This window comes from Plastoroseomonas hellenica, assembly GCF_018129085.1.
GTDB lineage: Bacteria > Pseudomonadota > Alphaproteobacteria > Acetobacterales > Acetobacteraceae > Plastoroseomonas > Plastoroseomonas hellenica.
On sequence record NZ_JAAGBB010000004.1, the window covers coordinates 1 to 20,248 of the forward strand.

Below are 20,248 nucleotides of genomic sequence, written 5' to 3' on the forward strand. Positions count from 1 at the left end.
CCCGGCGCCGGCCCTGCAGGCGTCGCGCCGCCGGCATAACCGCCGGCCGCTGTCGGCCGCGGCGCGGCGGGCATCGGGGCTGGTGTCGGCCTCGCGGCCCCGCCAGGACCTCGGACGAGCGTCTTGTCGCTGTCGTCCGGTTCAGCGAAAGGATTGTCGCTCATCCGCGGATCGCCCAGAGTTCCATGCGCAGGTTCGGGAAGTCACCGGAGACGTGGAGCGCGAAGGCGCCGGAATTCTGCATCTGCGCCCAGTGCGGCGAGCCACGGTCCAGCTCGAAATAGGTCGCGCCGGCGGTGAAGGGGATCTGGCGCGGCGCCACCGGCAAGGGCCGAATGGCGATGCCGGGCAGCGCCACGTTCACCAGCTCCCGGATATGCTCGACGGCGCCGATCTTCACCTGGTTCGGGAAGAGGCGGCGGAGCTGCTCGCCCGGCATGTCCGCCTGCACCGTGAGCACGAAGGAGGAGGCGCGGAGCAGGTTGCGGTCGACGATCGGGCCGACGCGCACGCCGAACTTGCGATCCTGCAGCGGGATCGCGACCGCATTGGTCTCCAGCACCGCAGAGAGGCTGCGGCGGATATCGGCGACCACCGGGGCGAAGCTGCGCTGGATGTCGTCGTGACGATAGGCGGGGTAGGCGCTGGCGCGCTTGTCCGGCGCCGTGAAGGTGGCGAGCTCGCCCGCGATCTGCACCAGCGCCGCGTAGAGCGTCTCAGGATGCACATTCGCCGCATCCGCCCAGTGTGCGAGCAGCGGCTGGCAGCGGTTCACCGTCTGCAGCAGCATGAAGTCGGCGACCTCGGCGACGCCGCGCGATCCCGGCTGGGTCAGCCGCGCCGCCAGCGCCTCGGCGCGCTGCCCGAGCATGCCGACCAGCTCCCCGATCAGGTTGGCAAGCGGCGGCGCCGCGGAGGCGCGGAGGCAGGGCGGGATGAAGCGGTCATCGACCACCACCCGGCGGTCGGCCTGCACCTCGACGACGCGCGCGAGGCCGATGCAGGAGAAGCCCGGGCGCTCCTCCGTCTCCAGCATGAAGCGCAGGCGCGGGCGGCCGACCTGGACCTCAGCCGGCAGGGTGGAACCGGAATGCGTGTCATAGGCTTCGAAGCTGCGCAGGCCATAGCGCGCCGTCAGCGCGTCCGGCCCTTCCCCGGTGGTCACCTCGGCGGCACCCGGCTGGCGCACCGGCAGCGCCAAATAGACGATGCAGTTGCGGAGGCCCTCGGGCAGGTCGAGCGGCGGCGGCTGATCGGCGTCACCCGGCACCGCGAAAGGCGTGCCGTCCTCCATGATGCCGGCGCAGGAGGCGATGGCGAACTTGCCCGCCGCCAGTAGGTCGCGGTCGAGCGCCAGGTCCGTGACACCCCAGGGATGCGGGCGCAGCGGCGCAGCCCGCATCTGCACCAGGTGCTCTGCGTAGCGGTCCGCCTGCTGGAAATGCTGCGACCGGAGGAACATGCCCTCCTGCCACACGACCTTGTCGTTCCACGCCATACGGGCCCGTCCTCTTTACGCTGCCGAGCAACCTACCGGGATTTGGCTATCGTTTCGATGCCTGTTCGTATGCGCGCGCGAACTCTTTCCCGAAGGCGCTGTCGAAATCGTCGTCGAACTGGTCGCTGACCTGCTGGTGCAGCTTCTTGTAGGCGTCCCAGAGCTTCTTCTCGCGGCTGGCGCCGAACAACCCGCCGCCACCCTGGTCGCCACTCTCGAGCAGCGCCGGCGCCAGCTTCTCGAGCAGCGCGCGCGCCGCCGCCTGGGTGGCGGCGAGTGTCGCCACCTGGTGCGCGGTGAGATCGGCGACCGTCTCGGCGACCGCGGCCGGCCCCTGCCGCGCACCGGCCGCGATCAGGCCGGCCATGGCCGCCTCATCGGTCGCGGCGAACTTCACCGGGTTGTTGGCACCGGCGCGCAGCATGGTCTGCTCGATGCGGAATTCGCGCTTCACGTCCGCCCGCGCGATCAGCAACGCGCGCATGCCGGAGACGGCGGCGGCGAAAGCGGCGCCGAGCGCCTGCAAGGTCTCCTCCGCGCCGGCACGGAGCGGCTGCGGCGGCAGGCCCGCACCGGCGAGGAAGGCCGCGAGGCCGGCGGCGGCATCACCGCCACCGAGATTGGCCACGGCGACGGCCGGCATCGGCGCCGGCGTGTGCGGCACCGCCGCGACCACGACCGGGGCCGGCGGCGGCGCAACGTGCTGCTCCGCCGGCACATCCTCATGGAAGGGATCGGTGTCATCGGCCACAAACTGTGACGTTGCCGGCGGCGCGACGGGCAGCGCGGGCGGAACCGGTGCCGCAAGCGGCGAGGGCGGTTCCGGCGCCAGGCTGAATTCAGCCGGCAATGCACCCGGCGACGGCGCAACCTGGGCCGGCGGCGCATAAGCCTCGGGCACCGGACGCGGCGGCGGCGGTGGCGCCACCGGCCGGGGCGATGGCGCGGGCGGCGGAGCGGGCCGCGGCGTCAGGTCCAGATCCCAATCGTCCGGGATCGCGCTCGGCGGTGGCGGCGGGGCGGGCGGCGGCGGTCCCTGGTTCTGTGCCGGCTTCGGCGAAAGATCGAGATCCCAGTCGTCCGGGATCCCGGAGACCTGCTGCATCGGGCGCGGCGGCAGAAAAGCATCCGAGGTCGATGGCCGATGATCCGGCATCGACTCATTGGCGAAGGGGTCGGCAGCCGGGTTCGCGAAGGGGTCGGCACCCGGCAGGCCACCGCCGCCCGGCATCCCGCCCGCGCCGCCGCCGCCGTAGTTCGCGCCCGGTGACTCCAGCCCCGGCATCGCGAACGGGTCGCCCGCGATGCGCGGCGCCATCGGATCCTGCTGGCGCGTCGGCTGCGCGGATTGCTCCCAGCCGCTCACCTGCCAGGCCTCACCGGCCTGGCGGGGCGGCGGCTCGGCATTCCATTCGGGACGCGGTGGCGGCGGATCCTCCCAGCCCGGTGCCGCCGGGGCCATCGGCATGGCGCTCCCGCCCTGCCAGGAGCCCGCGGCGGCCTGTTCCACCCGGATCTCGATCTCGTAGGCGCCAAGGCGGATGCGGTCGCCATCGTGCAGCACCGCCGATTGCTCGCGCCCGACCGGCGCCGCGGCGTGGTTCACGAAAACGCCGTTGGTGGAGGTGTCGCGCACCTCCCATCCGCCGGACCGGAACTCCAGCACGCAATGCTGCTTGGACAGCAACCGATCCGGATCCGGCAGCACCCAGTCGCAATCGGCGCCGCGACCGATGCGGTAATCGCCACCGGGCACGCGGCGCTGCTCAGGCACCACGCTGTCGGGGCAGCGCAGCACAGTAAGGGTCAGTTCCATGGCTTTAACCCGGCTGGGTCGTTCTGATCGTCGCCCGCATGGTCGTCAGCCCTCCTCCACCTCGACGCGACCGGCACCGCCGGCGGCGATGGCGCGCGCGCTGTCGAGGAATTTCTCGATCCGCCCGGCCTGACGTTCGGGCTTCACACGCACGGACGCAAGCACCACCGCACCAGCGATCGCGACGCCCGTCAAATGTTCACCCGGCGGCACTTCGGCCATGCCCTCCGGGGCCAGGCTGCCGCCCGACCAGAAGGCGCCCATCGCCGCCCAGGCTTCGGCTGACTGGAAGCTCGTCCGCTCCGCCGCCTCCGCCGCCGCGCGGCGTATCGCTTCCTCGGGCCGGCGCACCCAGGCCTCGGCCGCCTCCAGCGCCACGATGTCCTCGGGCTTCAGCGCCGGGTCGGGCACCGAGCGGGCGCACATGCAGGCCCACCACACCGCTTCACGCTTCGGCAGCGCATGCGCCGTGAGACGCGCCGCCTCCACCAGAAGGCCGGCATCGACCAGGCGCTCGATACCCTGGAGCGCGTTTTCCGCGCCGTTCAGGGCCTCCTCGCCTTCCGGCTCCAGCTCGAGCCGAGGCAGGAGCGGCGGCAACGGGACGGCGAGCTTGGGATTGATCTGCTGGCTCATATCAGTTGATCGACACCACGCCGCCCTTGAGGGTCAGCATACCGCTGCCCTCGACCGTCGTCATGGGCGCCGAGACCTTGGTCATGATGCTGCCCTTCACGGTCACCATCAGCCCTTCGATCTTGATCCCCATCTGGCTGATCTCGATCTTGTTCGACCCGACCTTGAGCGTGATCTTCTGCATAGCCTCCAGGGTGTAGCTGCCGGCGTTAACCTTTACCTTACGGTCGCCGGTCTTCACCGTGAGCGAGGTGTCGCCCATCACCTCGACCGTCTGCTTGCCGAGCGTGACCGTGTTGGTCTGATCGCCCTTCTCGACGGTGTTGGTCTGGTTGCCGGTCTTCACCGTGTTGGTCTGGTTGCCGGTGTTGACGGTGTTTTCCTGATTGCCGGTGCGGATCGTGGTGCTGTGGTTGCCCTCGATCGTCGTGGTCTGGGTGCCGGTATCGACCAGGAAGACGTCATTGCCCTTCCGCACGGTGATGGTGCGGTCGTTCTTGATCTCTTCCTTATGGTCGTGGCCGACATACTCCATGCGGTCATTCTTAACGTTGGACCGCTGATCCTTCTGTGCCTGAAGGTACAGCTCCTCGCTGCCCTTCTTGTCATTGAAGCGGATGATGTTCGCCTGCTTGGTGTGGTCCGAGGTGAGGGCATCCGCCGCCGTCGGGCTGACGAAGCCATCCCCGGCCATGCCGCCTTCCGACGAGCGCGAGAGCATGCCGGCGACGGTCTTATTGGCTGGTAAAGGCCAGGGAGGCGGACCGTCGGAATTGTAGAGGGTGCCGACGATCACCGGCTTGTCCGGATCGCCGTCGACGAAGCCCATCAGCACCTCGTCGCCGACACGCGGCAGGAAGAAGCCGCCGCCCCAGGCGCCCGCATAGGGGTGCACCATGCGCACCCGGATCGAGGTGCCGCCCTGGTACTGCTTCTTGCGGTCCCAGAGGAAGCGCACCAGCACACGGCCCTTGTCGTCGGTGTCGATCTCGCCCTGCCCGACCACGATCGCCGATTGCAGCCCGGGCACCACCGGGCGCGGGCGGGGGTTGGAGACCCGGAAGGTCCGGTCGGCCGGGATCAGGGTCAACGCCGCGGAATAATGGTGGCCGCCGCCCTCACTGATCTGGGTCTCGTCATAGGCACTGTGGACCACCTCGGTGACCAGCCAGGTCGCGGACGTGCCGCCGAGCCGGTCCGACACCTTGACGCGCATGCCGGCATGGATGCGCTGGTCGGTGCTGGTCGCATGCGCCACCTCCGCCCGCGCTTCGAGCTGCTCCATGAAGAGCTTGGCGGGGTCGACGTCCGGATGGCCATGGATGCCACCGGGCCAGGCGAACATCTCGAAACTGGCCGAGCCCGCCGTCGGCAGCACGCTCGCCGCCTGCTTCTGCAAGGGGCCGGAAGGCTTGATCAGGTCGTAGTCGACGGTCGTGACCTTGGCCGGGGGATGCGTGCTCTCGAGCGACCAGGAGGTCAGGCCCTCCTCGAAATCGCCCTCGCCGCGCACCACCAGTTCTCCGGACAGCAGCGGGTATTCGGCATTGCTGCCGCAGACCATCATCTCGTGGTCCGACTCCTTCTGGTCGAACCAGTAGCCTGCGCCCACCTCGTCCAGCAGGCGCTGGACGAAATCCATGTCGGTCTCGTTGTACTGGATGGTGTAGGGCCGGAGCACCGTCGGCACGCTGCCGCCGAAGCGGACCGGCGTCGCGCCGCCCTCCCCGATCAGCTCCTGGGCGATGTCCTTGACCGATTTCTGCTGCCAGGCCCGGCAATCGAGGGTGCGCGACATCAGCCAGAATTTCGGCACCGCCTCCAGCCGATAGACCGCAAGCTCGGCATCGAGCTGTCCGACCTTGCCGAAACCGCGGCAGATGCCGTGGAAGGTTCTGGTCTTGCCCCCGGGGACCCCCACCGTGAAGCCGACAGGCTTGCCGATCAGGTCAGCAGGCTTGTGCCCCATAGAGGGGCCGATCAACTCGGCCTGGATCAAGTAGGGCCGGGAAATCGCCTCCTGCACGCGAAGGCTGCGCAGCACCAGGGCATCCGCGCCCAGCGGCGTCTTCGCGACCAGCAGCCGCCCGGCCTGAACAATAGGCATTTCCCGCTCTCCTCGTCGCCATCATCCAGGCGACATCAGGCACAAAGTGGAACATTACGATCTAGTTCTCAATCCCGCTCTTGCCGGGGGGCGGAGCGCTCGCGATGTCTTCAACGGAATTGGCGCGGACCGGCAGGCCGGGAGGGTTGTCCGCCGCCGGATCATTTCATCCATGAAGGATCAGCGCTAGAGCGGTTTCCACTTCGCTGCGCTCGTTGCAACCGCTCTAGCCCCTTGTTTTGGCGAGCGTCTCCATCCATTCGGGCGCTTCCACCTGAATGGGATCTTCTCTAGGCCCCACACAACCGGGCCAGCGCGGCGGTCAACTCGCCGGGGTCATAGGGCTTGGCGAGCACCGGGACCCCGCGGTGCCCCTCCGGCAACCCGGCGGCGCCATATCCGCTGGCGACCAGGAAGGGCACGCCCTGCTGGACCAGCGCATCGGCAACCGGCGTCGATGCCTCGCCCGAGAGGTTGAGGTCGAGCACCGCCGCCTCCGGCAGCTCGGCCTCCAGCAGCGCCAGGGCCTCGGCCACCGTCGCGGCCGGGCCGATGATCCGGCAGCCGGCATCGAGCAGCGCATCCTCGACCAGCATGGCAACCAGCGCCTCGTCCTCGACGATGAGGATCCGGCGCCCCCGCAGCAGGGCTTCGTCGGGATGGCTCACGATTCGCTCTTCTCCTTGCCAACCGCGTCCATGCCAGCCGCGTCCTCGCCAGCCGCGGCAGCGATCGGGAATTCCAAGGCCGCCACCAGCCCGTCTACTTGGTAGCGAAGCACGACACTCGCCCCCCGGCCAAGCTCGGCCGCCAGCCCCCTCCCCAGGAGCCGCGACCCGAAGCCCTCATGCCGGGGCGGTGTCACGGGAGGGCCGCCGCTCTCGCGCCAGCACATCTCCGCCCGGCCTTCAGCGGCGATCCGCCACGTCAGCTCGGCCTGGCCGGTGCTCTCGGGCGACAGCGCCCCGTGCTTCGCGGCATTGGTCGCAAGCTCGTGCAGCGCGAGCGCGAGCGCCAGGGCCTGCCTGGGTCCGAGCCAGAGCGCCGGCCCATCGAGAGCGATACGCGGCACCTGCCCCGCCCGCCAGGGCGAGAGCACCGCCTCGGCCAAGGCATCGAGCTGCGCCCCCTGCCAGGTGCTGGCGGTCAGCAGGTCGTGGCCCCGCGCCAGCGCCTGGATGCGGGCGCGGAACACCGGCAGGAAGGCGGCGAGCCCGCCATCCGGGTCGGCATTGCCGCGCGCCGTCTGCTGGGCGATCGACAGCACCGTCGCCAGCGTGTTCTTCACCCGGTGGTTCAGCTCGGCGATCAGCAGCGCCTGCCGGGTCTCGGCTTCCTTCTGGCTGGTCACGTCGCGCGCCAGCCTGCCGATGCGTAGGGGGGACGGGGTGCGCGTGGTGTCGCGAATCGGGAAGGCGGCATCGCGCAGCCAGATGGTCACCCCATCCGCGCGGCGCATCCGGTACTCGATCTCGGAGGAGCGGCCGGCGGCCGCGGCGACCATCGCCTGCTGCAGCTTCTCCCGGTCCTCGGGGGCCACCTGCGCCATCCAGGCGCCGGGATCGGCGACGAGCTGCGCCAGCGGCAGGCCGGAGAGCTGCGCCGCGGCCGGGCTCACGTAGATGGCGGTGCGGGCGGCCGGCGACTGGATCCAGACCGCGTCCGGGCTCGCCTCCGCGAAGCGGCGGAATCGCTCCTCCGAGGCGGCGAGAGCAGCGGCGGCGGCCATCGCCTCCCGCCGGGCGGCCGCCTCCGCCTCCACCTGCTCGCCGAGCGCCTGGGCGGCGGCATATTCATCGCCGACATCGACGAGGACGGAGGCGATGGCGTTCGGCGGTGCCTCCGGCCGCTCGCGCATCGGCACCGCGGCGACCCTGAGCCAGACCATCTTCCCGTCCGCCCGCCGCAGGCGATAGTCGGCATTGGCCGGCCGTTCCGTGCGGATGGCGCGCGCGAGCGGCCGTTCCTCGGTCGCGAGCCGCCGGCCTTCCGCGGTATAGGCGGGCCATTCCTCGGCCCGGTCGGCGAGCACCGAGCCAATCGGGATCGGCTGGCCCAGGATCTCGACCATGCGGCGGTTGATGAACAGCAGCCGGCCGCTTCCGGCATCGGTCAGCGCCACGCCGACGGTCAGGTGATCGAGCACGCTGAGCAGCCGCGCCTCGCTCGCTTCCCGCGCCGCTTCGCGCTCGTCGCGCTCGGCGGCGGCGGCTGCGATGGCGCGGCACACCGCGTCGATCTCCCGGATGTCCGAACGCGGCAGCGGCACCGTCGCGCCGCGGACGCCGAGCGCCGTCGCGCTCCGCTCCAGCGCCGAGAGCGGACGGACGATGCGCCGGGCGCCCCAGATCGAGATCGTCAACGGCACCAGCAGGGCAAAGAGGCCACCGCCCGCCAGCACCGGCCACAGCGCCCGGGCGAAGGCGCCGTCCACAGCCTCGGCCGGCACGCCGACCATCACCGTCCAGCCGGTCGCGGCGATCCGGCGCCAAGCGACATCGACGGGCGCTCCCTCCCGGCTGAGGCCGCGCCGCCAGCCGGAGGTGGCGGCACCGAGCACGAAGCGTGTCTCCGGATGGACGAACTGGCCGACGAAGCGTTCGGGATTGGGGACGCGCGCCAGGATACGGCCTTCCCCATCGGCGACGTCGGCGACCCAGCCGGGCGGCAGCGCCACCCGGCCAAGGGCGGCCGACCAGACGCCGATGGCGTCCGAATGCAGCACGAGTTGCTGGCCGCCGGAACCAGGCAGCGCCAGGATCAGCGGCACGCGCCCGGCGCCGGTCCCGGAATCGATCTCGAAGCGGCCGACCGTGACGCTGCCTGGCACCGCACGCGGGTTCGCAGGCTCCATGCTGAAGCCCACGCCCATGAGCGCGCCGAGCGCCTCCGCCTGGGCTCGCAATGCCTGCGGATCGCGGACCGCGCCGGGGGCAGCGGTGCCGAGCGCAGTCAGAGCGGCGCTGAGCGCCGTCAGGTCACGCTCGACGGCCGCTGCGACCGCTCGCGCCGCCTCTGTGCCGTCGCGGCTGATCGCGGCGCGCTCCGCCTCGGCCATGCGCCAAGCGACGAGCCCGGCGAAGCTCCAGACCGGGAGCAGCAGGACAAGGACCAGCACCGCCAGGCGGCTGCGGATGCCGCGCCTGGCCGCCTCCGCCTGGCCGGGCACGGCGGGAGCCGATACCTCGCCGCCAGCCTGGAACTCGCGAAACCCGTCCAAGCGATGCCCCGCAAACCGATCCGCCCCGGTCGCGGATGCCGGCGAGGCCTGGCCGTCACGGCGCGGTGGCGCCAAACCGGTCAGGCGTCGATGGATCGGGGAATCCGGGGGCGGATCAAGCACGGACGCCCGTGCCCTCTCCCTCTAGCGTTCCACCTACCGGGACGCCGCTCAAGATTGCGCGTGCGACCGCATTCCTCCGTGTCTCATGAGGCCGGATGGCAGCGGGAGAACCCGATAGCCTACCGGGACAACCGGATGGCAATGCCCGTTCCGTCAGACAGACTATCGTCATGAACTCGACCGCCCCCGCGATCCCATCACCCTTCCCCGTCCAGCCCCGCCAAGGCCGATTCCGGCAGTGCAGCCAAGCAGGAGAGGGTGAATAGTCTCATGACTACCTTGCCGCGGGAGAAGGTCAACAGCACGTGGCGGCGGCAGGCGGGGGATTGCTTGGATCACCCTCGCCTTCTGCCTTCAATATCCGGGATCGGCGAGGTTCAGCAGCGGGAAGGCGCTGTGCACGCCGGGCAGGTTGGTCGGCGCCGCCGTGTGCAGGCAATGCGGCCCGAGTTGCGCGAGGCTCGGCACGCCGAGCAGCCCCATCGCCGAGATCATCTCGTTCTCGAGCAGCGCCAGCACGCCCTCGACCCCTGCCTCGCCATCGGCGGCGAGCCCGTAGCAATAGAGCCGGCCGAGCGCCACCAGCTCCGCCCCCAATGCCACCGCCTTCACCACATCGCTGCCGCGATAGAAGCCGCCATCGACCCAGACCTTGGCCCGGCCGGCGACCGCCGAGACCACCTCCGGCAGCACCTCGATCGAGCCGCGGCCATGGTCGAGCTGCCGGCCGCCATGGTTCGAGACATAGACAGTGTCGACCCCATGCTCGACCGCCATCAGCGCATCCTCCGCGGTCGCGATGCCCTTCAGGATCAGCGGCAAGCGGTGATGCTTTTTGTAGTGGGCGACATGGCTCCAGTTCAGCGCCGCCTGGAAATCCATGCCGATCGCGCGCTGCCGCCAGGGCTTGATGAAGCGCTTGGCAATGTCGCGCTCGCGCCGGCTGTAGATCGCGGTGTCGACAGTCAGGCAGAACATGTCGTAGCCGGCATCCTCGGCCTTCCGCACCTGCTCGTCCTGCCAAGCCTGGTCGCCGCGCACATAGAGCTGGAAGACGCGTGGCCCCTTGCTCTTCGCCACGTCGTCCAGGATCGGCTGCGGCGTCACGCTGCTGACGATGGTCGGCACGTTGAAGGCCTCGGCCGCCTTCGCCGCCGTCGCCGCACCGCCCGGGGAGAGGGATTCGAGCGAGCCGACCGGGGCGAGGGCCACCGGCAGCCGGATGGAACGGCCGAGGAAGCGGCCGGTGGCGTCGATCTTGGAGACGTCGCGCAGCACGCGCGGCCGGAAGGCCAGGGTCTCGATGCCGAGGCGGTTGCGGCGCACCGACGTCTCCGTCTCGGTACCGCCGATCAGGTAGTCCCAGATGTCCGGAGTGACCTTGTTGCGCGCGAACTTGACGTATTCATGGAGCGTCAGGAACTGCCCTTCGGTCTGGCTGACCATCTCTCTACCCTCTCTTCTCATGCTGCGTTCTTGCGGCGCGCAGCAGCGCGCCGGGCTGTCCCTCAGCCCTCCAAAAAATCCCTGGTCCAGCGCGCGTATTCGGCTTCCCGCGTCGCGCCCTTCATGAAGGCGGCCGGCGGCACGCCGGTGAGCTTGCCCGGCGCCACGCCGTCGCGGAGCTGCTTCAGCGTCGCATGCACAGCCGCCGAGGCGGCCGCGAAGGGCTGATGGCCCTGCAGCGCGATCTTCACCCGCTGGCTGGCGAGCCACGCTTTGTCCTGCATCGCCTCCGGCAGGCCGCCCAGCATGATCGGCAGCGTCGTCGCCGCCGACAGCGCCTCGAGCTGCGCGCGCTCGGTGATGCCGGTGAAGAACAGCGCATCGGCGCCGCAGGCGTCATAGGCGCGGGCCCGCTCGATCGCGTCCGCCATGCCGGTCACCGAGGGCGCGCCGGTACGCGCCATGATGACAAGGCCTGGATCCTGCCGCGCCGCGAGGCCCGCGCGGACCTTGCCAAGCCCTTCCGCCAGACTGATCAGCCGCGTGCTGCCATCGCCGAAGGGGCGCGGCAGCTCGGTGTCCTCCAGCGAGAAGCCGGCGACGCCGGCATTCTCGAGCTCCTCGACGGTGCGCATCACGTTCAGCGCGTTGCCATAGCCATGGTCGGCATCGCAGAGCAGCGGCGGCGCGCCAGCGCGCACGATGCGCCGCGCCTGGTCCGCGAATTCGGTCAGCGTCAGCACGATGAGATCGGGCGCGCCCAGCACCGCGAGCGAGGCGACCGAGCCCGCGAACATCCCGAGCTCGAAGCCGAGGTCGCTCGCGATGCGGGCCGAGACCGGGTCATGCAGCGAAGCGGGATGGTAGCAGGCATCGCCCGCCAGGATGGCGCGCAGTCGCGCCCGTCGTTCACTCGCGGTCATGGACATCCCCCTCGCGTTCCGGTGCAGTCTGGACCAGCTTGGGGGCGCCGTGGAGGGGGGGTAGGATGCGCGCCACCCCCGACACCAGGGATATGACGCGATGCCCGTCCCGCATGCTTCCCGCCGTACCGTCTTCGGCGGCCTGCTCGCCTTGCCGGTCGCGGCGGGCGCCGCCTTGCCTGCGGCAGCGCAGGTGCCCGCCGGCCAGCGCATCACCTTCCTGCACGTGAACGACATCTACCTGCATGGGCCGCGCAACGGCCGCGGCGGCCTCGCGGAGCTGCAGACACTGATCGCGCGCGTGCGCGCCGCGGCACCGGGACCCGTGATCTTCACCTTCGGCGGCGACCTGTTCTCCCCCTCCCTCGCCTCCTCGATCACGCATGGCCGGCACATGGTGGAGCTGTTCAACGTGCTGGCACCGGCTGCCGCGGTGCTCGGCAACCATGAGTTCGATTTCGGGCCGGAAGAGGCAGAGAAGAACATTCGCGCCTCCCGCTTCCCCTGGCTCGGCGCCAATGTACTGGGCGCCGATGGCCGGCCGTTCGGCGGCGCAGTCGCCACGGCCACGCATGACGTCGAAGGCGGGCCGAAGATCGGCTTCGTGGGCGTGCTGACGCCCGCGACGGCGCAGATGTCGAACGCCGCCGGCATTACATTCACGCCACCCGACGCGGCGCTGCGCACGGGCGCGGCACAGCTCCGCGCCCAGGGTGCAGAGCTCGTGGTCGCGCTGACCCATCTCGACATCGCCGATGACCGCCGCATCGCGCGCGAGGTCCCCGGGATCGACCTGATCCTCGGCGGGCACGACCATGACCCCATGAGCCTGCTGGACGAGGGTCCGCTGGTCCTGAAGGCCGGGCAGGACGCGCTCTGGCTCGGCGTCGTCGAGATGGAGCTCGCGCGCCGTCCCGGCGAACGCGCCACCGTCGCGAGCCTCGGCTGGCGCTTCGTCCCGAATGTGAACACGCCGGCCGAGCCGCGCCTCGCCGCCGCCGTCGGCGCGATCGACGCCGAGCTCGACCGCAGCCTGGCGCGCAGCATCGCGCAGCTCACTGCGCCGCTCGACAGCCGTACCGCTGTGGTGCGCGCTCGGGAGGCCGCGATCGGCAACCTGGTCGCCGATGCGCTGCGTGCGCATTTCAATGCCGACGCCGCGCTGATCAATGGCGGCGGGCTGCGCGGCAACCGGGAGTACCGCACGGGCCATGACTTCACCCGCCGCGACCTGCTGACCGAGATGCCCTTCGGCAATGTCGGCATGCTGCTGGAGCTGACCGGCGCCGAGCTGCTCGGCGTGCTGGAACATGGCCTCTCAGCGGTCGAACTCGGCGCCGGCCGCTTCCCGCAGGTCTCCGGCATCGCCCTCACCTATGACCCGGCTGCGCCGGCCGGGTCGCGCCTGCGGGAGGTGCAGGTGGGTGGCGCGTCGCTCGACCCCGCGCGGCGCTACCGCCTCGCGACCGTCGATTTCCTGGCGCGTGGCGGCGACGGCTATGCGGGGCTGCGCGGCGCCCGGGTGCTGATCGATGCCGCGGCCGGGCCGCTGCTGGTCAATGTCGTCGCCGAAGCGATCGAGCGCGCCGGCGCGGTCACTGCGCGGGTGGAGGGACGGCTGCGGCCTTGACGGCGGTGATGGCCACCCGAATGATGGCGCCATGATCCGCGGCAGCCTCAAGCTCCAGGCGTCGAAAAAACTCCCCGCTTCGGGGAGCGAGGCTCTGCGCGCGCCCTAGGCGCGGCACCGCAGGATCACCTTGGACCCCGCCGGTTCGGTCGGGGTCCTGTCCGTTGCATCCCGCCTCCGGCATCATGAAGGAGACGGAGCATCGTGACCCCCGATCAACATCCAGCCCCACAGGGGCTCTGGCTGCCGCTCGTCACGCCGTTCCGCGACGGCGCGCTGGACGCGGTCTCGCTGCGGCGGCTGGTCCGGCACTATGCCGCGGAACCGGTCGAGGGGCTGATCCTCGCTGCCACGACCGGTGAAGGCCTGACGCTGGACGATGACGAGGCGGAGCGTCTGGTCGCGATCACCGGGGAGGCGCTGGCCGCAGCCGGCCGGCGGCTGCCGCTCTGGCTCGGGCTCTCGGGCAGCGACACGCGCAAGCTGATGAAGACGCTGGCGCGCACTGCGTCCTGGGGCGTCGATGGCTATCTGATCGCCTGCCCCTACTACACGCGGCCGTCGCAGCAGGGGCTGCTGCAGCATTTCGCAGCGCTGGCGGATGCCACCGCGCGGCCGATCCTGATCTACAACATCCCCTACCGGACCGGCGTGAACCTCGGCAACGAAGCGATGCTGGAACTGGCGGGCCGCACCAACATCGTCGGCGTCAAGGAGTGTTCGGCCGATGCGGCGCAATCCTTCGAGCTGCTGCGCCGCCGGCCGCCGGGCTTCGCGGTGCTGACCGGTGAGGACGCGCTTTACTATGGTGCGCTGACCCAGGGGGCGGATGGCGGCATCCTGGCGTCCGCGCATGTCGAGACGCGGGCCTTCGCCGCGATCCGGACGCGGCTGCTCGCCGGCGACCAGGCCGGGGCGCTGGCGGATTGGCGCCGGCTTTGCGAGGTGCCGCGGCTGCTCTTCATCGAGCCGAGCCCGGCGCCGATCAAGCACTGGCTGTGGCGCCTGGGCCTGATCGACAGCCCTGAGGTGCGCCTGCCGATGACGCCGGTGACGGATGCCCTCGCCGCTCGCATCGACCGCGCGATCGCAGCGCGGCAGGGACAGGCGGCCCCTGCCCCGGATGCGGATACGCCGGTGCCGATCACGCCGGCGGATCTCGCGGCGACCGGCGCGGCGCTGCTCGCGCTCAACAATGCGCATGCCAAGGAGCTGTCCTGGCTGGAGCCGGCGCGGCTGCGGCACCTGGTGGAGCAGGCTTTCCTGGCGCGGCGGATCGGCGCAGCCGATGCCTTCCTGCTGGCCTTCGACCAGGGCGCCGATTACGACAGTCCGAATTTCCTGTGGTTCCGGGACCGCTACCGGCGCTTCGTCTATATCGATCGCATCGTCACCGCCGCGGCCGCGCGCGGCCGCGGGCATGCGCGGCGGCTCTATGAAGCGCTGTTCGCCACCGCCGCGGCGGCGGGGCATGATCGCGTCGTCTGCGAAGTGAATGCCGAGCCGCCCAACCCGGCCTCCGACGCATTCCATGCAGCACTCGGCTTCGTCGAGGTGGGCCGCGCCGCGATCCACGGTGGGGACAAGACGGTGCGGTATTTTTCCCGGTTGCTGGGGTGAAGGCGCCGCAGACGGAATCGCGTGCTTGACATCGCCCCTCGCTCGCTGGCGCAGTTCTTGCTGCGCCAGCGAGCGACAAAAGGGGATCCTTTGATGCTGCAGGCTTCCAGACGCTCACTGCTTCTCTCCGCCGCCATGCTGCCCATTGCCGCGCGGACGGCGCGCGCGGCGGAGGCGGATGCCACGCTGCAGATGGCCGTGGGCGCGGTGCCCACCTCGCTCGATCCGCACTACCACACGCTCACGCCCAACAATGCGCTGGCGCAGCACTTCTTCGACAATCTGGTGCATCGCGACGCGCAGGCCCGCCTGGTGCCGGCGCTCGCGGAATCCTGGCGGCTGATCGACGAGACGACATGGGAGTTCCGCCTCCGCCGGGGCGTCACCTTCCACAATGGCGAGCCCTTCACCGCGCGCGACGTGCTCTACACGTTGGACCGCGTGCCACAGGTCGTGAACAGCCCCGGCTCCTTTGGGGTCTTCACCCGGGCCATCAAGAGTGCCGAGGCGATCGATCGCCATACGCTCCACTTCCGCACGGACAGCATCTATCCGCTGCTGCCAGCCGATCTGTCGCAGGTGTCCATCATCTGGCACGGCGTCGCGGACTATAGCCAGACCGGCGACTTCAACACCGGTCGCGCCGCCATCGGCACCGGCCCCTTCCGGCTCACCGCCTATCGCCACGGGGAGCGCGCGGAGATGGAGCGCAACCCCAGCTACTGGGGCGAGGCGCCTGCCTGGTCGCGCGTGAGCTACCGCTTCATCCCGAACGACGGTGCCCGCGTGGCGGCGCTCCGCGCCGGCGACATTGCCTTCATCGATGCCGTGCCGACGGCGGATCTTGCCCGGGTACGCAGCGAGCCGCGCTTCGTGATTTCCGAAACCGTCAGCCTGCGTTCCGTCTATCTCCGCCCCGATTTCCGCGAGCGGACGGCCTATGTCGCCGGGCCTAATGGCGAGCCGCTCAGCGTCAATCCGCTGCGCGACCTGCGCGTGCGACAGGCGCTGTCGACCGCCATCAACCGCGCCGCCATCGCCGAGCGCATCATGGCCGGTGCCGCCATTCCGACCGGCCAGTTCATGCCGCCCGGCACCTATGGCCATGTGCCGGACCTGTCCGCGCCCGCCTTCGATCCGGATGGCGCCCGCCGCCTGCTGGCCGAGGCGGGTTATCCGCAAGGCTTCACCATCACGCTGCACGGCCCGAACGACCGCTACGTGAATGACGCGCAGATCGCCCAGAGCATCGGGCAGATGTGGGCGCGCATCGGCGTGAAGGCGCGCATCGACACGATGCCCTATGCGGCCTATGCCCAGCGCAACGCCCGCAGCGACACCTCGATCCCCTTTGGTGGCTGGGCGAATTCCAGCGGCGAGCCCTCCGCCGGGCTGCGCGGCCTGCTCGGTACCCGCGACGTGGCACGGGGATGGGGCACGGTGAACCGCTCCGGCTATTCCAGCCAGGCCTATGACGCGACGCTGACCCGGGCGCTGGCGACCGCCGATGACGAGGATCGCGAGAAGCTGTTCCAGGAGGCGACGCGCATCGCCGCGCGCGACGTCGCCTGGATCCCCCTGCATGTCCAGAAGAACATCTGGGCCATGCGCAGGGGCCTCGCCCATGCCGCCCGCGCGGACGAGATGACCTTGGCGCAGGACGTGCGCCCGGCGTGATATCAGCCCTCAAACGCCGGGCGGCCGGCATCCGCCGGCCTTGGCTTGCGCGCTGTCAGGGCGCATTGGCGGCGACTGATGGTCGCGCGCGAGGCCGCATGTGCGGCCCCGGTCCGTATCGGCTTCGCCTAACAGCCCGTTGGAATGGGTGGCGGCCTGCGGCCGTGGGGCTGCGTCACCCGGCCGCTGGCGCGAGTTCCTGTTCGACCAGGCTCAGCCAATAGGCGATGCCGAGAGGGATCGCGTCGTCGTTGAAGTCGTAGGTCGGCGTGTGCAGCGCTTCGGAGCTCGGCCCGCCGGCGCCGATGCCCATGAACATGAAGGCCCCCGGCCGCGCCTGCAGCATCAGCGAGAAATCCTCCCCGCCGGTGATCAGCCCGGCATGGCCGTCGACGCGTTCCGGCCCTGCCACCGCCGTCGCGGCCTGGACCGCGACCTCGGTCTGTTCGGCGTGATTGGCGAGCGCCGTGCCGCGCCGATTATACTCCACCTCCGCCGTGCAGCCGAAGGACGCCGCCAGCCCGGTAGCGAGCTCCCGCATCCGACGTTCCATCGTGTCGCGCACCGCTTCCGTGAAGGAGCGCGCGGTACCGCCGATCACCATCTCGGACGGCATGACGTTGGTCGATAGCAGGGAGCCGCCATGGATCGCACCGACGCTGATCACCGCGGCATCCACCGCCGCGACATTGCGCGCCACCACCGTTTGCAGCGCCAGGATGAACTGGGCCTGCAGCACGGTCACATCCGTCGCCAGATGCGGGGAGGCGCCGCCATGTCCGCCGGTGCCGCGGAAGGTCACCACCCAGCGGTCGCCGGCGGCCATGGCCGGGCCAGGCCGGATCGAGAAGCTGCCGAGCGGCCGTCCCGGCTGGTTGTGCAGCCCGTAGACGGCATCCACCGGGAAGCGCTCGAACAACCCGTCCGCGATCATGGCCTTGGCCCCGCCGCGGCCTTCCTCGGCGGGCTGGAAAATGAAATGCACGGTCCCGCCAAAATCCGGATCGTCCACCAGCATCTTCGCGGCACCGAGCAGCATGGTCGTATGCCCGTCATGGCCGCAGGCATGCATCAGGCCGGGATTCCGGGAGGCATGCGGCAGGCCGGTCGCTTCCGTGATGGCCAGCGCATCCATGTCCGCGCGCAGCCCGATCGCCCGCTGCCCCGGCCGCCTGCCTTTCAGCGTGGCGACGACGCCGTATTTCCCAACGCCCTCCGTCACCTGCAAGCCCCAGCCCTTGAGCGTCTCCGCCACCAGCGCGGAGGTCCGCACTTCTTCCATTCCGATTTCAGGGTGCGCGTGGATGTCGCGCCGGATCGCGACCAGCTCCGGCTGCAATGCCTGGAGGCGGGCTTTGGTGGCGTCGTTCATGAGCTGCGAGTTCCCCGAATGCGGTGAAGCGCGATTGGACCGGCAAATCCTGACGCCACTGCACGCAGGGGGCAACCCGCAGGTCGGAAGAGAGGGCGGCTGGCGGGAAGGCCCACCAGCCGTTGCTAGCCTATTCCGCCGCCTGCTCCGGCAGGTAGATCTGCCCGCCCTTCTGAGCGAACTCCGTCGCCTTCTCCTCCATCCCGGTCATGCGCTCGGCTTCCGCGCGCAGGTCCTGGGTGATCTTCATGGAGCAGAATTTCGGCCCGCACATGGAGCAGAAATGCGCCACCTTGTGCGCGTCCTTGGGCAAGGTCTCGTCGTGATAAGCGCGCGCCGTATCAGGGTCGAGGCCGAGGTTGAACTGGTCCTCCCAGCGGAAGTCGAAGCGCGCGCGGGACAGTGCGTCATCGCGCAGCTTCGCCGCCGGATGGCCCTTCGCCAGGTCGGCGGCATGGGCGGCGATGCGATAGGTGATGACGCCGGTCTTCACGTCGTCCCGGTTCGGCAGGCCGAGATGCTCCTTCGGCGTCACGTAGCACAGCATGGCGCAGCCGAACCAGCCGATCATCGCCGCACCGATGCCGCTGGTGATGTGGTCATAGCCCGGCGCGATGTCGGTGGTGAGCGGCCCGAGCGTGTAGAACGGCGCCTCCCCGCATTCGCGGAGCTGCTTGTCCATGTTCTCCTTGATCTTGTGCATGGGCACATGACCCGGGCCTTCGATCATCACCTGGCATCCTTTCTCCCAGGCCACCTTGGTCAATTCCCCGAGCGTCTCCAGCTCGCCGAACTGCGCAGCGTCATTGGCATCCGCGATGGAGCCGGGGCGAAGGCCGTCGCCCAATGAGAAGGAGACGTCGTACTTGCGCATGATGTCGCAGATCTCGCCGAAGCGCTCATAGAGGAAGCTCTCGCGGTGGTGCGACAGGCACCAGCGCGCCATGATCGAGCCGCCGCGGGAGACGATGCCGGTGACGCGGCGCGCGGTCAGCGGCACATAGGCCAGCCGCACGCCGGCATGGATGGTGAAGTAATCGACGCCCTGTTCCGCCTGCTCGATCAGCGTGTCCTTGAACACCTCCCAGTCGAGCTTCGCGGGGTCGCCGCCCACCTTCTCCAGCGCCTGGTAGATCGGCACCGTGCCGATCGGCACCGGCGAGTTGCGCAGGATCCAGCCGCGGATGTTGTGGATGTTGCGGCCGGTCGAGAGGTCCATCACCGTGTCCGCACCCCAGCGGATCGCCCAGACCAGCTTCTCGACTTCCTCCGCGGCGGAGGAGGTGACGGCGGAATTGCCAATATTCGCGTTCACCTTCACCAGGAAGTTGCGGCCGATCGCCATCGGCTCGACTTCGGGATGGTTGATGTTGGCCGGGATGATGGCGCGGCCGCGCGCGATCTCGTCACGGACGAATTCCGGGGTGATGAAGGCCGGCAGCGCGGCGCCGAAGCTCTCACCATCGGCCAGGCGCGCCTCCGCCCCCTCCAGCATCGCCGCACGGCCGAGATTCTCCCGATGCGCGACATAGATCATCTCCTCGGTGACGATCCCGGCGCGGGCGAACTCGTACTGGGTCACATGCGGCGCGGTGCCGGCTTCGATCAGCGCCCGGCCGGCGGGACATGGCGGTAGGACCCGGTCTGCCGGCAGGTTGCCGTTATCGACCGGCTGCACGGCGCGCGGCGTCGCCGGCGCGAAGCCGCGGCGGGCGATCCAGGACTCACGGATGGCCGGCAGGCCGGCGCCGAGATCGACTGCGTGTGCAAGGTCGGTATAGGGGCCGGAGGTGTCGTAGATGCGGACCGGCTCCTCCTTCGCGGAGGGAGCGAGCGCCACCTCCCGGAAGGGCACGCGGATGTCCGGGCGGCCGGGCCAGGCGGCATAGGCCTTGCGGCTGCCCTGGATGGGGCCGGTGGTGACGGTCTCGGGGACCGGCGGGCGGGCATTGATCTGATTCAAGACAGGACCTCCTCCGAAGCAGCGACAGGAGATCCGGGAATTGGCTGTGTGGCGGCTGCGCGTGGCGCTTCGTCCGTCCCTTCGCCGGCATGACCCGGATCAGGTTCGAAGGGTCACCATCGGGGCCCCGGGAGCCTGGCAGGCTCCTCGCGGCCGGGATGGACTCTCAGCGCCCTCGCGGCGCCCCCCTGGAACTGGGCCACGTTGGCCGCGCAGG

Annotated in this window: 13 protein-coding genes and 1 riboswitch; of the genes, 3 read left to right on the plus strand and 10 right to left on the minus strand. The window is 70.2% G+C overall.

Annotated features, from left to right (window positions below; translation table 11 throughout):
• Positions 1–160: 160 nt before the first annotated feature.
• The 8 genes from tssK to GXW71_RS04030 all read right to left on the minus strand — a co-directional run bounded on the left by tssK (position 161) and on the right by GXW71_RS04030 (position 11,769).
• Positions 161–1,498: a type VI secretion system baseplate subunit TssK gene (gene tssK, locus GXW71_RS03995; RefSeq protein ID WP_211851113.1), complete on the minus strand. Its 1,338-nt coding sequence runs from the start codon at positions 1,496–1,498 to the stop codon at positions 161–163.
• Between the two features lie 46 nt (positions 1,499–1,544).
• The gene (tagH, locus tag GXW71_RS04000) at positions 1,545–3,314 is read right to left on the minus strand and encodes a type VI secretion system-associated FHA domain protein TagH (RefSeq protein WP_211851114.1); all 1,770 of its coding nucleotides are present in this window, start codon (positions 3,312–3,314) and stop codon (positions 1,545–1,547) included.
• Positions 3,315–3,359: 45 nt separating this feature from the next.
• Positions 3,360–3,950 carry a DUF6931 family protein gene (locus GXW71_RS04005; RefSeq protein WP_211851115.1) on the minus strand — a complete coding sequence of 197 codons (591 nt, stop codon included), beginning with the start codon at positions 3,948–3,950 and terminating at the stop codon, positions 3,360–3,362.
• A gap of 1 nt (position 3,951) precedes the next feature.
• A complete protein-coding gene (locus GXW71_RS04010) occupies positions 3,952–6,057 on the minus strand; it encodes a type VI secretion system Vgr family protein (protein ID WP_211851116.1) in 2,106 nt (701 codons plus the stop codon).
• 290 nt (positions 6,058–6,347) lie between these two features.
• Positions 6,348–6,725: a response regulator gene (locus GXW71_RS04015; RefSeq protein WP_367615817.1), complete on the minus strand. Its 378-nt coding sequence runs from the start codon at positions 6,723–6,725 to the stop codon at positions 6,348–6,350.
• Positions 6,722–9,277, minus strand: coding sequence for an HWE histidine kinase domain-containing protein (locus GXW71_RS04020; protein ID WP_211851117.1), 2,556 nt, complete (start codon positions 9,275–9,277; stop codon positions 6,722–6,724). Before GXW71_RS04020 ends, GXW71_RS04015 begins: the two co-directional genes overlap by 4 nt.
• Before the next feature lie 477 nt (positions 9,278–9,754).
• Positions 9,755–10,846: an alpha-hydroxy acid oxidase gene (locus tag GXW71_RS04025; RefSeq protein WP_211851118.1), complete on the minus strand. Its 1,092-nt coding sequence runs from the start codon at positions 10,844–10,846 to the stop codon at positions 9,755–9,757.
• A 62-nt stretch (positions 10,847–10,908) separates the two neighbouring features.
• On the minus strand, positions 10,909–11,769 hold the full coding sequence (locus tag GXW71_RS04030) for an isocitrate lyase/PEP mutase family protein (RefSeq protein ID WP_211851119.1): 861 nt from the start codon (positions 11,767–11,769) through the stop codon (positions 10,909–10,911).
• Between the two features lie 100 nt (positions 11,770–11,869).
• Here GXW71_RS04030 and GXW71_RS04035 point away from each other — a divergent pair, with 100 nt between their 5' ends.
• The 3 genes from GXW71_RS04035 to GXW71_RS04045 all read left to right on the plus strand — a co-directional run bounded on the left by GXW71_RS04035 (position 11,870) and on the right by GXW71_RS04045 (position 16,696).
• Positions 11,870–13,399 carry a bifunctional metallophosphatase/5'-nucleotidase gene (locus tag GXW71_RS04035; protein ID WP_211851120.1) on the plus strand — a complete coding sequence of 510 codons (1,530 nt, stop codon included), beginning with the start codon at positions 11,870–11,872 and terminating at the stop codon, positions 13,397–13,399.
• Between the two features lie 204 nt (positions 13,400–13,603).
• Complete coding sequence (gene dapA / locus GXW71_RS04040; protein WP_211851121.1) at positions 13,604–15,019, plus strand: 4-hydroxy-tetrahydrodipicolinate synthase; 1,416 nt, start codon at positions 13,604–13,606, stop codon at positions 15,017–15,019.
• A gap of 93 nt (positions 15,020–15,112) precedes the next feature.
• Entirely contained in the window at positions 15,113–16,696 is a 1,584-nt protein-coding gene (locus GXW71_RS04045) for an ABC transporter substrate-binding protein (protein ID WP_211851122.1), read from the plus strand.
• A 175-nt stretch (positions 16,697–16,871) separates the two neighbouring features.
• Here GXW71_RS04045 and GXW71_RS04050 read toward each other — a convergent pair whose 3' ends face one another.
• Together GXW71_RS04050 and thiC are read right to left on the minus strand one after the other, a co-directional pair.
• Entirely contained in the window at positions 16,872–18,068 is a 1,197-nt protein-coding gene (locus GXW71_RS04050) for a M20 aminoacylase family protein (RefSeq protein WP_211851123.1), read from the minus strand.
• Between the two features lie 130 nt (positions 18,069–18,198).
• On the minus strand, positions 18,199–20,031 hold the full coding sequence (thiC, locus tag GXW71_RS04055) for a phosphomethylpyrimidine synthase ThiC (RefSeq protein WP_246526264.1): 1,833 nt from the start codon (positions 20,029–20,031) through the stop codon (positions 18,199–18,201).
• Between the two features lie 59 nt (positions 20,032–20,090).
• A riboswitch (TPP riboswitch) is annotated at positions 20,091–20,231 on the minus strand.
• Between the last annotated feature and the right edge of the window lie 17 nt (positions 20,232–20,248).